Annotated in this window: 14 protein-coding genes; 4 read left to right on the top strand and 10 right to left on the bottom strand. The window is 70.8% G+C overall.

Annotated features, from left to right (window positions below; translation table 11 throughout):
- Nucleotides 1-154: 154 nt before the first annotated feature.
- Nucleotides 155-2,407: a M28 family peptidase gene (locus tag ACWEIJ_RS14505; protein ID WP_449837631.1), complete on the bottom strand. Its 2,253-nt coding sequence runs from the start codon at nucleotides 2,405-2,407 to the stop codon at nucleotides 155-157.
- 138 nt (nucleotides 2,408-2,545) lie between these two features.
- Between ACWEIJ_RS14505 and ACWEIJ_RS14500 the strand changes: the two genes are divergently transcribed.
- Both ACWEIJ_RS14500 and ACWEIJ_RS14495 read left to right on the top strand, forming a co-directional pair.
- Entirely contained in the window at nucleotides 2,546-3,544 is a 999-nt protein-coding gene (locus tag ACWEIJ_RS14500; RefSeq protein WP_449837630.1) for a GDSL-type esterase/lipase family protein, read from the top strand.
- A gap of 126 nt (nucleotides 3,545-3,670) precedes the next feature.
- Entirely contained in the window at nucleotides 3,671-4,237 is a 567-nt protein-coding gene (locus tag ACWEIJ_RS14495; RefSeq protein ID WP_449837629.1) for a VanZ family protein, read from the top strand.
- On the opposite strand, the gene galK is transcribed toward ACWEIJ_RS14495, so the two are convergent.
- The 7 genes from galK to ACWEIJ_RS14460 form a co-directional block, all read right to left on the bottom strand.
- A complete protein-coding gene (gene galK / locus ACWEIJ_RS14490) occupies nucleotides 4,197-5,327 on the bottom strand; it encodes a galactokinase (RefSeq protein WP_449837628.1) in 1,131 nt (376 codons plus the stop codon). The two genes, ACWEIJ_RS14495 and galK, sit on opposite strands and share 41 nt — an antisense overlap.
- A 53-nt stretch (nucleotides 5,328-5,380) precedes the next feature.
- Entirely contained in the window at nucleotides 5,381-6,595 is a 1,215-nt protein-coding gene (locus ACWEIJ_RS14485; protein ID WP_449837627.1) for a glycosyltransferase 87 family protein, read from the bottom strand.
- Nucleotides 6,592-7,452, bottom strand: a complete 861-nt coding sequence (locus ACWEIJ_RS14480) for an NYN domain-containing protein (protein ID WP_449837626.1) — start codon at nucleotides 7,450-7,452, stop codon at nucleotides 6,592-6,594. The genes ACWEIJ_RS14485 and ACWEIJ_RS14480 overlap by 4 nt, the downstream gene beginning before the upstream one ends.
- Before the next feature lie 57 nt (nucleotides 7,453-7,509).
- Complete coding sequence (locus ACWEIJ_RS14475; protein WP_449837625.1) at nucleotides 7,510-10,599, bottom strand: PA14 domain-containing protein; 3,090 nt, start codon at nucleotides 10,597-10,599, stop codon at nucleotides 7,510-7,512.
- Between the two features lie 147 nt (nucleotides 10,600-10,746).
- Complete coding sequence (locus tag ACWEIJ_RS14470) at nucleotides 10,747-11,013, bottom strand: DUF6510 family protein (RefSeq protein ID WP_449837624.1); 267 nt, start codon at nucleotides 11,011-11,013, stop codon at nucleotides 10,747-10,749.
- Between the two features lie 13 nt (nucleotides 11,014-11,026).
- On the bottom strand, nucleotides 11,027-11,767 hold the full coding sequence (locus tag ACWEIJ_RS14465; protein WP_449837623.1) for a ferredoxin reductase: 741 nt from the start codon (nucleotides 11,765-11,767) through the stop codon (nucleotides 11,027-11,029).
- On the bottom strand, nucleotides 11,737-12,336 hold the full coding sequence (locus ACWEIJ_RS14460; protein WP_449837622.1) for a sulfite oxidase-like oxidoreductase: 600 nt from the start codon (nucleotides 12,334-12,336) through the stop codon (nucleotides 11,737-11,739). The genes ACWEIJ_RS14465 and ACWEIJ_RS14460 overlap by 31 nt, the downstream gene beginning before the upstream one ends.
- A gap of 71 nt (nucleotides 12,337-12,407) precedes the next feature.
- Here ACWEIJ_RS14460 and ACWEIJ_RS14455 point away from each other — a divergent pair, with 71 nt between their 5' ends.
- A complete protein-coding gene (locus tag ACWEIJ_RS14455) occupies nucleotides 12,408-13,169 on the top strand; it encodes a crotonase/enoyl-CoA hydratase family protein (RefSeq protein WP_449837621.1) in 762 nt (253 codons plus the stop codon).
- Nucleotides 13,170-13,175: 6 nt separating this feature from the next.
- Here the strand turns inward: ACWEIJ_RS14455 and ACWEIJ_RS14450 are convergent, their stop codons facing one another.
- Together ACWEIJ_RS14450 and ACWEIJ_RS14445 are read right to left on the bottom strand one after the other, a co-directional pair.
- Nucleotides 13,176-14,294, bottom strand: coding sequence for a fatty acid desaturase family protein (locus ACWEIJ_RS14450; RefSeq protein ID WP_449837620.1), 1,119 nt, complete (start codon nucleotides 14,292-14,294; stop codon nucleotides 13,176-13,178).
- A 55-nt stretch (nucleotides 14,295-14,349) separates the two neighbouring features.
- The gene (locus ACWEIJ_RS14445; RefSeq protein WP_449837619.1) at nucleotides 14,350-15,405 is read right to left on the bottom strand and encodes a ferredoxin reductase; all 1,056 of its coding nucleotides are present in this window, start codon (nucleotides 15,403-15,405) and stop codon (nucleotides 14,350-14,352) included.
- Between the two features lie 86 nt (nucleotides 15,406-15,491).
- On the opposite strand from ACWEIJ_RS14445, the gene ACWEIJ_RS14440 reads away from it, so the two are divergent.
- Complete coding sequence (locus tag ACWEIJ_RS14440; RefSeq protein WP_449837618.1) at nucleotides 15,492-16,646, top strand: helix-turn-helix domain-containing protein; 1,155 nt, start codon at nucleotides 15,492-15,494, stop codon at nucleotides 16,644-16,646.
- Nucleotides 16,647-16,650: the final 4 nt, after the last annotated feature.

Raw genomic sequence — 16,650 nt, 5'->3', positions numbered from 1 at the left:
GGACAACGGTTGCCGAGGAAGTGTTGTCGGTGCTGAGTGGACCGTCAAGAACAGAAAAGGTTCACTCCATCTTCCGCCTATATTTCACCTTGATGGGCCCTGTGATTGCGGCCGCACACTCCCCGCGAGGAGTGCGCGGCCTGGTCAGAGCCGTTTACGGGGTCAGGTTGAGCGTCCAGGAGTCGATCCTGCCGACGTCCTGCGCCGCCAGGTCGCGCACGCGCAGCTTCCACGTGCCGTTGGCGGCCTCGCCCGAGAGGTTGACGGTGTAGGTCTGGTTGATGTCGTCCGCGCTGCCGCCCGTGCGGTTGTGCAGCGTGTACGACGTGCCGTCCGGTGCGATCAGGGCCACCGTCAGGTCACCGATGTACGGGTGCACGATGTGCACCTCCACCGTGGAGCTCGCCGACGGCGTCGCCGAGCACCCGGAGATCACGACGTCGCTGTCCACCGCGGCACCCGCGTCCGGGATGGCGACGTCGTTCGGGTTGGTGCCGGTGCAGCCACCGCCGGTGCCACCCGTGACGGTCAGGGTGTAGGTCGCGGTGCGGGTCACCGAGCCGGTCGCGGTGACCGTGACCGGGTAGGTGCCGTTCGGGGTCGACGCCGCGGTGTTGATCGTCAGCGTGGAACTGCCGCCGGTCGTGACCGTCGCCGGGGTGAACGACGCCGTTGCGCCGGAAGGCAGTCCGGACGCCGACAGCTGCACGGTCTCCGCGTTGCCGCTCACGGTCTGCGTCTGCACGGTGGCCGACACCGGCGACCCGGCCGTCACCGAACCGGAAGCGGGCGACACGGCGACGGAGAAGTCGGAGACGAGGATCGCCGACTTCCACAGGGTGTAGGCGATGCCGTCGATCGCGCGGTCGAGGTGGGTGTCGCTGATGTTGGCCGTGGTGTCGCAGGCGCGGTGGTAGCACGGGTCGAACGCGCTGCCCGCCGTGCCGCCCCACTTGGCGGCCTGGGCCGACGTCTTGGTGGCACTGGCGCCCATCGCGTACCCGGACGCCGGGATGCCCGCGTTGGTGAACGACGCGTCGTCGGAACGGTTGCGGCCCTCGGTGTTCTCCTCCGGCCGCAGGTTCAGCGAGTCCCAGTACGCCTTCATGAACGCGGACTGGGTGCTGTTGATGTTGTTGATGAAGTAGCCGCCGTTGACCGACGCGATCATGTCGAAGTTGTAGTACGCCTTGATCTTCTGCCGTTCGGCCGACGACAGCTGCGAGACGTAGAAGCGCGAGCCGAGCAGGCCCTGCTCCTCGTCGGTCCACCAGCCGAAGCGGACCTTGTTCACCATGGCCGGGTTGGTCCGCGCGAGCACCAGCGCGGTCTCCAGCAACGACGCGGAACCCGAGCCGTTGTCGTTGATGCCCGGACCCGCCGACACGCTGTCGAGGTGAGCGCCGAACATGTAGACGTTGTTCGCGTTGCCGCCCGGCCACTCGGCGATCACGTTCGGACCGGCGCCGCTGGTGCAACCGGACGTGCAGGCCTGCTCGGTCACCGCGTACCCGGCCGCGGTGAGCTTGTCCCTCACGTACGCCACGGACGCCTGGTAGCCGGCCGTGGTGGAACGCCGCGTGCCGCCGTTCTGCGTCGCGATCGCGTTGAGCTGCGCCAGGTGCTGCTTGACCGCCGCCACGTCGATGTCGGGAACCGGGCTGCCGGCCCCGACGGTCAGCGCGTAGGTCGCGGTCTTGGTCGTGCTGCCCGCGGCCTGCACGGTCACGGGATAGGTGCCCACCGGGGTGGTCGCGCTGGTGGAGATCGTCAGCGTCGAGCTCGCGCCGGTCGTGACCGACGCCGGGGCGAACGACGCCGTCGCACCGGACGGCAGGCCGCTCGCGGTCAGCGCGACGGACTGCGCCTGCCCGCTGGTGGTCTGCGTCTGCACGGTCGTCGTCGCCGCCGAACCCGGCGCCACCGAACCGGAACCAGGTGACACGGCGACGGAGAAGTCGTTGGCGGGCGTGCCGCCGAGGTTCAGCGACCACGAGTCGATCCGGCCTACGTCGTTGGCCGCGTTGTCGTTGACCCGCAGCTTCCACGTGCCGTTGGACGTCTCGCTCGACAGGTCGACGGTGTAGGTCTGGTCGATGTTGTCCGAGGAACCGCCGGAGCGGTTGTGCAACGGGTAGGCGGTGCCGTCCGGGGCCACCAGCTCCACCAGGAGGTCACCGATGTAGGTGTGGACGATGTTCACCGGCACCGCGCTCGTGGCGGACGGGGCCGACGCGCAACCGGAGATGGTGATCGACGACTCCACCGTGGTGTTGTCGCCGATCGCGACGTCCGCGTCGTTGGTGCCGGAACATCCGGCGAGCGGGGCGGCGGCCGCGGGGACGACCAGCGCCGCCGCGACGACAACGGTCGCCAGTGCGGTCGAGAGCAGGGATCTTCTTCGCACCTGGGGCTCCTTCGCAGGAATTGCAGGGGTTTCGCAGGGTAAAGCCAACGTAATGGCGGCGAACCCGCAGAACACCGGGCCGTTCGGAGGGTCGTCCTCACCGTTGACGATCTCCCGCGCACCACGTACTCCTGGCGGGTGAGGTTCTGGCGGATCGGTGTCGTCCTGGCGCTCGGACTGGTCGTGCTGACCAGCCCGAGCCGGACCGAGTCCAACGGCGGCGTGCGCGTGCTGCCGCTCGGCGACTCGATCACCGACGGGTTCACGGAACCGGGCGGCTATCGGCCCCGGTTGTGGCAACGCCTGTCGGGACACGGCGTGGACTTCGTCGGTTCCGCCTCCAGCGGGCCGGTCGGGCTCGACGACCACGACCACGAGGGCCACCCCGGCTGGCGCATCGACCAGCTCGACGCGGGCATCGTCACCTGGATCCGCTCCGCCCGCCCCCGAACCGTGCTGCTGCACGCGGGCACCAACGACCTCAACCAGAACCACGACGTCGCCGCCGCCCCGGCCCGGCTCGGCGCGTTGCTCGACAGGATCCGCTCGCTCGCCCCGCTCGCCGAGGTGTTCGTCGCCCAGATCACCCCGATCCCCGACGACGCCGTGCTGGAGGGACGCGTCCGCGCGTTCAACGCGGCTCTTCCCGCGGTCGTGGCGCGACGAGGGCCGCGGACCCACCTCGTGGACATGCACTCCGGGTTCTCCGCGGCCGACCTGGCGGACGGCGTGCACCCGACGTCGGCCGGCTACGCCGAGATGGCGGACCGCTGGGCGGCCGCATTGGAGTCGGTGCCGGGAAGCCTCACTCCCCTGCTCGCCCCTCCGGCCGGCGTGCCCGCCGTGCTGGCGAACCCGCGATCGTTGCGGTGCCTGGACTTCGACCGCGCCGCCGACTGCGACGGACGACTGAGCCAGAGGTGGGTGCGCACCGCCGCCGGCGAGCTGCGCGCGGCGGACGGCCGTTGCCTCGACGCCGCCGCGCTCGCCGTCCGGGCGTGCGACGGGTCGTCCGGACAGCGCTTCTCCTTCTCCCCCAACGGTTCGGTCGTCGCCGGGTCCGGCAGGTGCCTGGACGCGGTCAGCCGGTTCGCCGAGTGTCGCGGCACGGGCGATCAGTTCTGGTCGGTTCGCTGACCCGTCGGGTGAGACCGATCTGGCACTTCTTTCAGTCTACACTGAAATTATGGAGACGATGAAGTATCGTGGGCATATCGAAAACCGGATACGCCGCGGCAACCGTCGCGCGACTTGACTGGCCGCATGCTTGACACCTGGCAGGAATGGGTCGGTACGGAGACCGGCCTCGTCATACTCTCGGTGCTGTCACTGCCGGCGGCCGCACTGGTCGTCGCACTGCTCGGCCGGCACCGCAGGACCCGAGGCGTCCCGGCACCCTGGCGAACGACGCTGGCCGAGGTCGGCCTGATCTACGGCACCGTGCCGTGGGTGCGGCTGACCATGCTGCCGGGCGATCTGCCGGCGCACGGCGCCGTCATCGTGGTGCCGTTCAGCGACCTGCTCACGATGGACCGCGGCCAGATCATCGGCAACCTGCTGATCTTCGCGGCGCTGGGGTTCTTCGCCCCGCTGCGGTTTCCGGCGCTGGCGTCGCTGGGCCGGGTCGTGGCGCTCGCGGCGGCCTGCTCGACGCTGATCGAGGTCCTGCAGTACGTCCTGATGCTGGACCGGGTGTCCTCTGTGGACGACGTACTGCTCAACACCACCGGTGCCGGGCTGGCGGCACTGCTGTCGTACCGCTGGTGGCGCCGCCCGGCACCGGCCGTGCTCATCGGTCCCGACCGGCTCCAGCGGCTGGGATCGCGGTGAACATCCGCGGCGCCGTGAACCCGTGCCGCGCGAAGGCTTCTGCCACACAACGCTCGACGTCCGCGCGGATCCGCGCGGGTACCAGCGCGATCGCGGACCCGCCGAACCCGCCGCCGATCATCCGCGCGCCCAGCGCGCCGGCGTCCTCGGCGGCCTGCGCGGCCACGTCGAGCTCGGCGCACGACACCCGGTAGTCGTCGCGCAGGCTCGCGTGCGAAGCGCTCAGCAGCGGTCCGATCTCCTCGTACCGGTCTTCCCGGAGCAGCTCAACGGTCCTGAGCACCCGGTCGTTCTCGGTGAGCACGTGCCGCACCAGCGGCTGCAGCCGTTCCGGCAGCCCGGCTTCGGTGTCGAGGTCGCGCACCGCCGGGACGTTCCGCAGTCGTGCGGCCTCCTCGCAGCCCGCACGGCGCTCCGCGTACCCCGACTCGACCAGCGAATGGCTCACCCGCGTGTCGATCACGAGCACCTCCAGGCCGTGCCGGTCGGCGTCGAACGGCACCTGCTCCTGCCGGCCCGTCCGCACGTCCAGGAACAGCACGTGCGCCTCCGTGCAGCACAGCGACGCGGTCTGGTCGAGCAGGCCGGTCGGGGCGCCGACGAAGTCGTTCTCCGCCTGCTGCACCCACTTGGCGACGTCGGCGGCGGACGCCTCGCGGCCCGCCAGGCCGAGCAACGCCAGCGCGGTGGCGACCTCCAGCGAGTGCGACGACGACAGACCCGACCCGTGCGGCACGTCGCCGGTGATCACCAGGTCGGCGCCGCCGGTGATCCCCTGCTGCCGCAGCACCCACGCGACCCCGGCGGGATACGCCGTCCAGTCCCGCAGGCCTCCGGGTTCGAGGTCGGCGAGTCGCAGCGGCGAGGCCGTCATCGAGCCGCTCGCCAGCGTGAGCACGCCGTCCTCGCGCGGTGCGGCGGCCACCCACGTCCGTTGCGGGATCGCGAACGGCAGCACGAACCCGTCGTTGTAGTCCGTGTGCTCGCCGATGAGGTTGACCCGGCCGGGCGCCGACCACACGCCCGCCGGCGCGACCCCGTGCAGGCGCTCGAAAGCCTCAGCCGCGTTGTTCGATCCTGTTGAGTTCATACCGCCCGATCCGACGCCGTTGTAGCTTGCCGTCGGTGAGGATGCCTGGACAGTCACCCTTTTGACAATGTTCGTTCTTGGTTGAAAACGTTGAGTAGCCGAGGCGTCAGCGCCAGCGTGAGCAGGCCGAGCGCCGGGTACACCCAGCCGAGTGCGGCGAGCGGCCACGGCCTCGGGATCTCCCAGATGGACGGCTGCTGGAGGATCAGGAACGTGATCACGTCGGCACCGGTCACGACCACCCACGCGGCGGCGAGCGCCAGGCCACCGGGACGACCGGTGCCGTAGACGGTCCAGAGCACCAGCGGGATGATCCACAGCCAGTGGTGGCTCCACGAGATCGGCGAGACCAGCAACCCGAACAGCTGCACGGTGACGATGGCGGCCAGCTCGTCACCCGCCCGCACCGCCGCGCGCAACGCGAACCACGTCAGCACCGCGGACACCGCGACCGCCAGCAGCCACGGCCACGACGTCTGCACGTCATGTCCGAGCGAACGCGACAACGCGCCGCGCAGCGACTGGTTGATCGCCGATCCCACCGGCCCGACCCGGTCGGCCGCGCCGAGCAGCTCGAACCAGTAGCGCCACGAGTCCGAAGCCGACCCGAGGAAGCCCAGCGCCACGGTGATCGCGAAGCCCGCCGCCGACCACGCGGCCGCGGTGAACCTGCGCGTGGCCAGGAAGTACAGCACGGAGATGCCCGGCGTCAGCTTCAACCCGATGCCGGTCCCGACCCCGAGCCCGGCCACCGACCGCCGGGTCGCCACCATCGCCGCGAACACCCCGGCGACCAGCACGAGGTTGATCTGCCCGAAGTCGAGGGTCTTGCGCACCGGTTCGCACCACAGCGCCACCGCGGTCCACAGCAACGCCCGGCGCGACCACTTGAGGTCGTACGGCTCCCCCGCCCTCGCCGCCAGCAGCTTCAGCGCCGTCCGCGCGATCCACCACAGGCAGACCACCGACAGCACCTGCCAGACGACCCGCGCGGCGAGCCACGGCAGCGCCGACACCGGCAGGAACACCAGCGCCGCGAACGGCGGATAGGTGAACGGCAGCGGGAAGTCGGCCGTGAACGGCATCTTGACGTCGTAGAGCCGGTCGGTGAGGACGTTCGGCGCGAGGCTCCAGTAGACCTTGAGGTCGATCATGCCCCAGTCCGCCGGGTCGCCCAGCATCCACACGTAGATGCCCAGGGACAGGCACAACACCCACGGCGCGAACCTGAGCACCCGGTCCTCGAACTGCCGCAGCGACCGGTTCATGCGCCGGGCGTGACGTCGTCGAGGCGGACCAGCTGCGCCCGCGGGTACTTCCGGCCCGGCATCGGCACCGGTGACCCGGTGAACGAGACCGGCGTGCCCGCCAGCAGCAGGGTCAGTCCTTCGGGAAGGTCGTCGCGCGAGACGAACCACGACCCGCCGCGGCTGTCGGTGATGAACCCGTGCGCCTCCCCGGACCTCCACGTCGCCACCGTTCCGCGCCGACGGCCACGAGGTGCGCCCACGGGTGAGGCGACCGCCTGGGAGGACCGCACGAATGGGCTTCGCAACGCGTGTTCCGGCAGGTCGGAGGGCGCGAACAGAGCGTCGAACCCCGGGGTGAACGGCGTCGCGGACCGCAGCGGCGCGGCGGTGCGCGGGGTCCACGAGGGTGCGCGGTCGGTCGTCCGCACGTCGACCACGGGCACGATCACGTGCACGCCCCGCGCGGTCAGCCTGGTGACGAGCGGCGCGAAGTCGGCGTCACCGGTGAGCAGCACGACCCACTGCAGCGGCACGGTGGTCGCCCGGTCCCACGCCTCCAGCGCCAGCTGGACGTCGACGCCCTTCTCCTTGCCGCCGTGCAGGGGCAGGTCGTGGCGGGTGACGCCGGCGGCGGTCAGTGCGGCGTCGAACGAGGCCGCCGGGGTGTCGATGCGACCGCGGACGTAGTGCGCCTCGGCGACCACGCACTCGTCGAGCGGGCGCCCGGTCTCGGTGTGGACGAACCAGCGCAGCGCGTCGTGCAGACCGTCCAGCGCGATCCGCGCGCCCCGCCGGTGCGCGGTCGCGTAGAAGTCGCTGAGATACGCGAACCAGGTGCCGTCGTAGAACACGCCGATGCGGACGATCTTCCCCACCGGACGGACATTACCTGCCGGGCGGGACCGCGGCAGGCACCGCGGTCCCGCCCGCCGTCACGAGCCGACCCGGACGTCCGCGACGGCGCCGTGCCAGAAGTCGGTGTTCTGGCCGCCGAACTTGGCCCGGCCCACCGCGAGCCCGCCGGTGCTGACGATCGCCGGCCCGGCCGGTGCCGTCGCGACCAGCGCGCCGTCCACGTAGAGCCGGATCTCGCCGCCTCTCCGCTCCCCCTTCAGCTCGTACCAGCGGCCGAGCTGCGGCGTGAGCTCGTAGCGCGCCCGGTTGCCGCCGGGAGTGCTGAACGCGAACGCGCCCTGCCCGTACTGCAGGTAGAAGGGGTTCTCCCGCTCGCGGCCGTCCTGGCTCACCGCCGTGGCGTAGTTGCCCGGCAGCTCGTCGAGCCGCACCCGTGCCGACACCGTGTAGTCACCGGTGGTGTCGACGACCGGGCCGTAGGTCTCGGCCGAGCCGTCGCTGAGCTCCAGCGCGCCGCCGGCCCACTTCGCACCGGCCGGGCTGAGCCGCAACGGGTTGCCGCCACCGCTGGAGTCCTTCGCCACCACTCCGCGGGTCTCGTCGAGCCGCCACGCGCCGCGTCCCGCGTACGGGTAGGGCTTGCCCGCGTTCGCGCCGGCCTCGATGACGCGCCGGTTGATCTCGCGGACCGGGCCGGGATCGACCTTGATGCGCTTGCGGTCGTAGGTCCAGAACCCGTTGAGCTCGTTCTCCAGGTCGGTGACCTGCGTGTAGACCGACGCGGACAGCTCGGCGCGCGCCTGGCCGAGGTAGAACGTGCGGGTGTTGTCGACGTACTTCGCCGTCAGCGCCGCCTTGTCCGCCACACCGCTGTAGATGTTCGCCGGCGCGCCCGGCCACTGGTGCCCCGGCGTGCGCAGCGTGAAGCCGCCGTGCTCGCCGTCCATCACCACGCGCCTGCCGTCCGGCCGGGCCGGGTCGGTGTTGTTGTAGTCGTGGTGGTCGATCACGTCGCCCTTGCCGGAATCCCCCTTGGAGGCACAGCAGTTCACGCCGCTGTGCGCGTTGACGATCCGGCTCGGGTCGGCGGCCTTGACCTCCTCGGCGATCTGGCCGGTGACGGTGCGGTCCCACTCGCCCCAGCCCTCGTTGAACACGATCCAGGCGAAGATCGACGGCGAGTTGTGCAGCTGCCGCATCATCTCGCGGTTCTCGCTGAGGAAAGCCTGCTGCGCCTGCGGGTTGCCACCGTCCTCGACGGACACGAAGTCCTGCCACACCAGCAGTCCCAGCCGGTCCGCGTGGTAGTACCACCGGGCGGGTTCGCCCTTGATGTGCTTGCGGACGGAGTTGAAGCCGAGGTCCTTCTGCGCCTTGAGGTCGAACGCCAGCGCGTCGTCGCTCGGCGCGGTGTTCAGGCCGTCCGGGAAGAAGCCCTGGTCGAGCATCATGAGGCTGAAGACCGGCTGCCCGTTGAGCGTGAGCTTCCGCTGCCCGCCCACGTCCGTCACGCCGATGGACCGCATGCCGAAGTAGCTCTTCACCCGGTCGGCGCCGAGCCTGATCTCCAGCTGGTACAGGTACGGGTCGTCCGGTGACCACAGGTGCGGGTCCGCGACCTTGAGCGACAGGTTCTCGTTGGCGGGCCCGGAGATCGTGCCGACCTGCCTGCCGCGCGCGTCCTTCGCGACCGCCGTGACGGTGGCGTTCGCGGTGGACGAGACGGTGAGCGACAGCGAGCTCGTGGCGAGGTCCGGGGTCATCCTCAGGTCGTCGATCGCCTTGTCCGGCACCGGTTCCAGCCACACGGTCTGCCAGATGCCCGACGACGGCGTGTAGAAGATGCCGCCGGGATCACGAGACTGCTTGCCCTTCGGCTGGTTCGGGCCGGTCGTGTCGGTGACCGCGACGACGATCTCCTGCTCACCACCGCGGGTGAGCGCATCCGTGATGTCCGCGCCGAACGCCGTGTAGCCACCGGAGTGCTCGGCGACCGGCTTGCCGTTGACCCACACCCTGGCCTCGTGGTCCACCGCGCCGAAGTTGAGCCTCACCCGTTGCCCGGACCAGTCGCGCGGCACGGTCACCGTGCGGCGGTAGAACATGTGGTCCTCGTGCCGTTCCAGCCCGGACAGCTGCGACTCGATCGGGAACGGCACGATCACGCGTTCCGGCAGCCGTTGCCCGAACACCGGTTGCTGACCGGCTTTCGCGCCCGCGAACTCCCACGGCCCGTTGAGGTTGAGCCACTTCTCGCGCTCCAGCTGCGGCCTCGGGTACTCCGGCAACGGGTTGCGCGGGTCGACGTTCTCCCCCCACGGCGTCCTGAGCCGCTGCTTCGACCCGTTCGTGACCGTGCGCGCGGTCTTCTCGACCTTCCGGCCTCCCGCAGTGAGCCGTCCCGCGCCGTCGTAGAACAGCCGGACCCGCTGGCTCTTCAGCACCTTCTCGCTCAACCGGACGGTGAGGCGGTCGCGGTGCGCGGTGACCAGGTCCACCGGCATGGCCGTCGCGTCCACGTCGATCCTCAGGTGCGCCTTCAGGTCGGCGGCGTCGGTGACGCGGCCGTCGAACTCCGCCGTGAGCACCCGTCCGTCGTCGGAGATCTTCGCGGTGCGCGGAACGACCCGGAAGTCCGCGGGCGGTGTGAACGCGGACTCCGGCACGATCTGCTTCGGCGTGCCCGCGCCCGACCAGCGCAGGAACATGTTGGCGCCACCGGTGTCCTGGAACATCTCCAGCCGGAAGTCGTACTGGCGCCCGGCCGTCAGCGACACCGGCGCGCTGGTCTGCTCGCGGTCCCAGTCCCCCACCCAGTGGTCGATCACGGGTTTCTCGTCGACGAACAGCCGGAAACCGTTGTCGCCGATGGCGTAGAACGTGTAGTCGCCGGTCCGCGGCACCGCGATCCGGCCGGTCCAGCGCGCCGTCGTGTGCTCGGTGCGGCCGGCCAGGAAGCCGAACACCGAGGTCAGGTCCGGGTGGTTCACCTCGGCGTCCAGCACGGTGCCCGCGAGCGTCGCGAAGTCCCGCGCACCCGGCGCCGACATGCTGAAGTACTCGCCCTTCAGGCCGTGCACGGGCTCGGCGGCGCCTGCGGGTGGTGTGCCGGGCGCGACACCCAGCGCCAGCAGCAGCGCGACGAGGAGGGAGGCGGGTTTTCTCATCAGCGAGGTCCCCTTCGTTTTACAACGTTGTAAGAGCGCTCCCATCTATCCAGGCACAGGCTTCGAACACCGAGCTACCTCCGATCGGAGGTATCGGCCATGTCAAACAGGACAAGTTCGGGGCGCGCGTGAGAGCGCGTCCACAAGTCACGAGGTCAGCGGGATCTCCAGGCTGACCGCGCCGCGCAGGTCCAGCCACGCCCGGTCGCGTCCGCGCACCACCCGCAGCACGACCTCCTCGCAGTGCGGGCAACGCGCCACGATCCCCGGCGCGTTCCGGTAGACCCGCAACGTCGCCACCGAGCCCTTGTGGCCGCAGCCCGCGCACTGCCCGGTCGCCACCGTCAGGTCCACCGCGAAGATCTCCCGCAGGTCGCCCGCGAGCGCGTTGCCGTCCACGTGGTCATCGCCCATCGCAGGTCTCCTGTCAGCCGAAGCGTTCGGTGCGGACGCGGCGCGGGTCGTGCCCGAGCGCCACGAGGATGTCGGACACCGTCTCGACGAACCCGGTGGGCCCGCACACGAAGCACTGCGGGCTGAACTCGGCGGGCCACGCGTACGTGTTCACGGTGGCCACACCCAGCCGGCCCGGCGGCTCCGGAGCCCCCTCCGGAGCCCGCCGGGTGTACACCAGGTGCACGTCCAGCCCGGCGTCCTCGCGGGCACGCCGGCGCAGCTCGTCGGCGAACATCACGTCGTCGGGCGTGCGCACCGAGTAGATCAACCGGAACGGCACGCGGCTGCCCTCCGCTGCCCGCGCCCGGATCATCGCCATCAGCGGCGCGATGCCCGATCCGCCCGCCACGAGCGTCACCGGCGACTGGTCGCCGCCACGCCACACGAACCAGCCGCCGACCGGTCCGCGCAGCTCGATCTCGGCGCCCACCGGAAGCACGTCGCACAGGTACGGCGAGACCTCGCCGTCCTCGACCCGCTGCACGGCCAGCTCGACGCGCTCGCCGTCCGGTGCCGAGGAGATCGAGTAGCTGCGCTGCACCGAGTAGCCGTCCTCGGCGGTCAGGCGCACGTCGACGTGCTGGCCCGGCAGGTGTCCCGGCCAGTCCGGCACGTCGAACACGAGACTGCGCGCGCTCTTCGTCAGGTCGGCGGCCTCGGCCAGCGCGGCCACCCGCCAGGTCAGTCGCCCTGGTACCGCTGCTCGCGCCATGGGTCTCCGTAGTCGTGGTAGCCGGCGGTCTCCCAGAAGCCGGGTTCGTCCTCCAGCAGCAGCTGGATGCCGCGCACCCACTTGGCCGACTTCCAGAAGTACAGGTGCGGCACGAGCAACCGCGCGGGGCCGCCGTGCTCGGGCGTGAGGTCCTCGTCGTCGTAGCGGTACGCGATCCAGGCCTGGCCGTCGAGCAGGTCCTCCAGCGGCAGGTTGGTCGTGTAGCCGCCGTAGGAGTGGACGAGCGCGAAGTCCGCCGCCGTCTCCACGTCCTCCAGCAGCACGTCCAGCGAGACGCCCTTCCACCGGGTGCCGAGCTTGGACCACTTGGTGACGCAGTGGATGTCGGTCGTGATCTTCTCGGCGGGCAGCTCGATCAGCTGCTGCCACGACCACGTGTGCTTCTGGCCGGCCTCGGTGCCGATGGTGAGCTCCCACCGGTCGGTCGGCACGCGCGGCGTCGGGCCGGCGGTGAGCACCGGAAAGTCCTCGGTGAGGTACTGCCCCGGCGGCAGCTGCACGTCCGGTGACTGACGCCGCCCGGTGAAGCCGGGAGAGACGATGGCCATGAGGTGCAGTACTACAGCACGAACCCGGAAAGCGCACGCCTCGCTAGCCTGTGCGCGGAAACGGAGGTCGGATGGACGTGCGTGTCGAGATCACCGGAACCACCACGGTGATCTGGCTGAACCGCCCGGAGCGGCGCAACGCGGTCGACGGCCCGATGGCCGCGCAGCTGCGCGACGCCTTCCTGGCGTTCGAGGAGGACGACGGCCAGCGCGTGGCGGTGCTCGCGGGAGCGGGCGGCACGTTCTGCTCGGGCGCCGACCTGACCTCCGTCGGCGATCCCGCCCGCCGCAACGAGCTCGACCCCGACGGCACCGGACCGATGGGTCCGACGAGGTTGCAGCTGAGCAAGCCGCTGATCGCGGCCGTCAGCGGCCACGCGGTCGCGGGCGGGCTGGAACTGGCGTTGCTCGCCGACCTGCGGGTGGTCGAGCGCGACGCGGTGTTCGGCGTGTTCTGCCGGCGCTGGGGCGTGCCGCTGATCGACGGCGGCACGGTCCGGCTGCCCAGGATCGTAGGGCTGGGGCGGGCGCTGGACCTGATCCTCACCGGCCGCCCGGTGGGCGCGGAGGAGGCGCTCGCGATCGGACTGGCCAACCGCGTGGTCGAACCCGGTCAGGCGGTGGCCGCCGCGCTCCAACTGGCCGAGCAGATCGCGTCGTTCCCGTTCGAATGCGTGCTCGCGGACCGCGCCTCGACCTATGCCGCTCTCGACCTGCCTACCGCGGCGGCGCTCCGGGCGGAGGGCGCGGCCGGAATCCCGGTCGTGCAACGTGAAGGCGCGGCCGGCGCCGCCCGGTTCACGGACGGCGCCGGCCGGCACGGCCAGTTCTGAGTGGTGTCAGGCCGCGACGAGCTCCTTCTCGCGGTCCGGCGTCTTGACCTTGGGCTTGCGGTTCGGCAGCGAGAGCCGGAAGACCTTGCGCCAGGCCGAGAACACCTGCTTGGGCAGCGGCCCGGTCACGTACTCCAGCTCGTACTTCTCGAACAGCGCGCGCACCTTGACCGCGACCTCGGCGTAGCGGTTGCTCGGCAGGTCCGGGAACAGGTGGTGCTCGATCTGGTGCGACAGGTTGCCGGTCATGAAGTGCATGGCCTTGCTGCCGCTGATGTTCGCCGAGCCCATCATCTGCCGCAGGTACCACTGGCCGCGCGTCTCACCGGAGATGGACCGGCGCTCGAAGACCTGCACGCCCTCGGGGAAGTGCCCGCACATGATCACCGAGTGCGACCACAGGTTGCGGATCAGGTTCGCGGTGAACGTGGCGGCGAGCGTGGTCAGGAACGACGGGCCCGACAGCAGCGGGTGGATCACGTAGTCCTTGAGGACCTGCTTGCGGATCTTGCGGCCGACCGCCTTGGCCCGCGCGCGGAACTCGGGGTTCTTGCGGCGGCGCTTGTGCAGGTTCTTGCCGAGCTCCAGGTCGTACGCGGCGATGCCGTACTCGAAGAAGCAGGCGTTGATGAAGTTCCACAGCGGCTGGCCGAGGTGGATCGGGTGCCACTTCTGGTCCTCGTCGACGCGCATGATGCCGTAGCCGAGGTCGTTGTCCTTGCCGATCACGTTGGTGTACTTGTGGTGCAGCTCGTTGTGCGAGTGCTTCCACTGGTCGGCCGGCGAGACGTGGTCCCAGTCCCAGGTGGAGGAGTGGATCTTCGGGTCGCGCATCCAGTCCCACTGGCCGTGCAGGATGTTGTGACCGATCTCCATGTTGTCCATGATCTTCGCGACCGACAGACCGGCGGTCCCGATCAGCCACGCGGGCGGGAAGATCGAGAACAGCAGCACCGCCCTGCTGGCCAGCTCCAGCTTGCGCTGCGCCGAGATGACCTTGCGGATGTAGGCGGCGTCTTTCTCGCCGCGGCTCGCGATCACCTCGTCGCGGATCGCGTCGAGCTCGCGGCCGAGCTCCTCGATCTGCTCCGCGGTCAGGTGGGCGGTGGGGTCGATGGCGGTCATGCAGCTCGCTTTCGGGGGTGCAGTGGCTGGGGGGTGGGCCACTTCGCGGGGAGGGTCAGCGTTCGAGTTCGCAGGGGCCCGCCGCGGCGGACACGCAGGTCTGCACCAGGACACCGGGCTCTGCCTCGGTGATCTCGCCGGTGCGCAGGTCGCGGACGGCGCCTGCCTTGAGCGGGGTGCTGCAGCCGAAGCAGATGCCCATGCGGCACCCGGACGGCATGAGCACGCCCGCCTGCTCGCCGACGTCCAGCAACGGCGTGGCACCGTCCGCGTCGACGGTCTTGCCGGTGGTGCCGAAGGTGACCTCGCCGCCGTCGCCGACCACGACGACGGACGGGCGGAAGCGCTCGGTGTGCAGCAGTTCGGACAGTCCGTGCGTCGCCCAGTGCTCTTCGGCGGCGTCGAGCAGGCCCGCGGGACCGCAGGCCCACGTCTCGCGCTCGGCCCAGTCGGGCACGAGCTCGCCGAGGCGGGCGATGTCGAGCATGCCGTCGGTGTCGGTGTGCAGCTCGACGAGGCGAAGTTTCTTGTCCGCGACCAGGTCGTGCAGGTCGTTGCGGAAGATCACGTCTTCCTCGCGCGGGGCGGAGTGGACCATCACGACGTCGTCGAGGTCGGCGTCGCGCAGCATGCCCATCGCGGGGGTGATGCCGCTGCCCGCGGTCAGGTAGAGCACCTTCGCGGGCTTCGTCGCCGGCAGCACGAAGTCGCCGGTCGCCTGGTCGAGCTGGATCACCGTGCCCGGCTTCGCCCTGCGGACCAGGTGGTTGCTCACCTTGCCGTCCGGGATGGCCTTCACGGTGATGGTGATGCGGCCGTCCTGGCGGCTCGTCGGCGAGGTCACCGAGTAGGCCCGCCACAGGCGCACGCCGTCCACGTCGACGCCGATCCGGACGTACTGGCCGGCTCGATGGCCTCTCCAGCCCTTGCCCGGCCTGATCACGATGGTCGCGGCGTCGGGGGTCTCCCGGTGCACGGCCTCGATGCGTCCTCGCAGGTCAGCACCCGCGCGGAGGGGGCTGAACAGGTCCAGGTAGTCCGACGGCAGCAGCGGCGTCGTGACCATCTCCAGCAGTTGCCACGCCCTGCTGCGAAGGGCGGTACTCGTCATGACTCCAGCTTGATGCGCCGCAGGGCGTAAAGTCCTGTCCGCAGGACGTGAATCTGGTCGACTGAATTGTTCGCAGGGAACAAAACGTGAGCCACGCAATCCGGAGGGCCACCGAACTGGCCCTGGACGAGAGGACCGTCACCGCGTTGCGCGCGGTGCTGAAGACGACCGCGGACGAGGTCGTCCAGGCGATCATCGACGAAGTGCCGTCGTACGCCAACGCACTTTCCGGGCGCATGGGCGGCACCATCCGCCGCGCCGTCCGCACCGCCCTCGGCCACTACCTGGACCTGGCGGGCGGCAAGGCCACCGGCGGCGACGCCAGTGACGCAGCATACGAGCTGGGCCGCGGCGAGGTGCGGGACGGGCGCTCGATGGACGCCCTGCTCAGCGCCTACCGCGTCGGTGCGCGGGTGGCCTGGCGCGGCCTGGCCGCGGGGGCCGTGCCGGCGGGGCTGCCGGCCGCGGAGGTGGCGAAGTTCGCCGAGCTGACGTTCGCCTACATCGACGAGCTGTCCGCCGCGAGCGCCGCCGGCCACGCCGACGAACTGGCCGCGCGCGGCCTGGCCCACGAGCGTCACCTGGAACAGCTGGCCCGCGACCTGCTCGCGGGCGCGGCCGCCGACGTGCTGCTCGCCGCCGCGCAACGGGCGGGCTGGCAACCGCCGAGCACGCTCACCGCGGTGCTGCTGCCCGCCGCCCAGGCCCGCCCCGCGTACCGCCTGCTCGACCCCGGCACCCTGGTCCTCGACGACCTGCCGGACACCCTCGGCGTGCTGCTGGTGCCCGACGCCGACCGCGCCCACCTGCAGCGCCAGCTCACCGGCCGCGCCGCCGTGGTCGGTCCGGCCCGCCCGTGGACCCGTGCGTCCGCCTCGTACGCACGGGCCGTGCGCGCACGTTCGCTCTCCCCCGACATCCGCGACACCGAGGACCACCTGCCGGAGCTCGTGCTGAGCGCCGACGTCGACGCCTACGCCGACCTGCGGGCGCGCGCGCTCGCGCCGTTGCGCACGCTGCCCTCCGGCACCGCCCGGCGGCTGGAGGAGACGTTGCGGGCGTGGCTGCTGCACCACGGCAGGCGGGAGGAGGTGGCGACGGCGTTGTTCGTGCACCCGCAGACCGTGCGGTACCGGATGTCGCAGCTGCGCGACCTGTTCCCGGACCTCGCCTCGCCGCGCCGGGTGCTGGAGCTGACGCTGGCGGTCGGGCTGGCACGTTTCCCGGAAGTCCAGGCCTGACACT

This window comes from Lentzea sp. NPDC004789 (assembly GCF_053601075.1).
Note: the sequence above shows the minus strand (reverse complement) of the source record. Positions and strands in the feature narration are given on the sequence as shown.

Coding starts and splice junctions, on each gene's coding strand:
- ACWEIJ_RS14495 (WP_449837629.1), top strand. CDS start 3,671: ATGCTTGACACCTGGCAGGAATGGGTCGGTACGGAGACCGGCCTCGTC.
- galK (WP_449837628.1), bottom strand. CDS start 5,327: ATGAACTCAACAGGATCGAACAACGCGGCTGAGGCTTTCGAGCGCCTG.
- ACWEIJ_RS14485 (WP_449837627.1), bottom strand. CDS start 6,595: ATGAACCGGTCGCTGCGGCAGTTCGAGGACCGGGTGCTCAGGTTCGCG.
- ACWEIJ_RS14475 (WP_449837625.1), bottom strand. CDS start 10,599: ATGAGAAAACCCGCCTCCCTCCTCGTCGCGCTGCTGCTGGCGCTGGGT.
- ACWEIJ_RS14470 (WP_449837624.1), bottom strand. CDS start 11,013: ATGGGCGATGACCACGTGGACGGCAACGCGCTCGCGGGCGACCTGCGG.
- ACWEIJ_RS14465 (WP_449837623.1), bottom strand. CDS start 11,767: ATGGCGCGAGCAGCGGTACCAGGGCGACTGACCTGGCGGGTGGCCGCG.
- ACWEIJ_RS14460 (WP_449837622.1), bottom strand. CDS start 12,336: ATGGCCATCGTCTCTCCCGGCTTCACCGGGCGGCGTCAGTCACCGGAC.
- ACWEIJ_RS14455 (WP_449837621.1), top strand. CDS start 12,408: ATGGACGTGCGTGTCGAGATCACCGGAACCACCACGGTGATCTGGCTG.
- ACWEIJ_RS14450 (WP_449837620.1), bottom strand. CDS start 14,294: ATGACCGCCATCGACCCCACCGCCCACCTGACCGCGGAGCAGATCGAG.
- ACWEIJ_RS14445 (WP_449837619.1), bottom strand. CDS start 15,405: ATGACGAGTACCGCCCTTCGCAGCAGGGCGTGGCAACTGCTGGAGATG.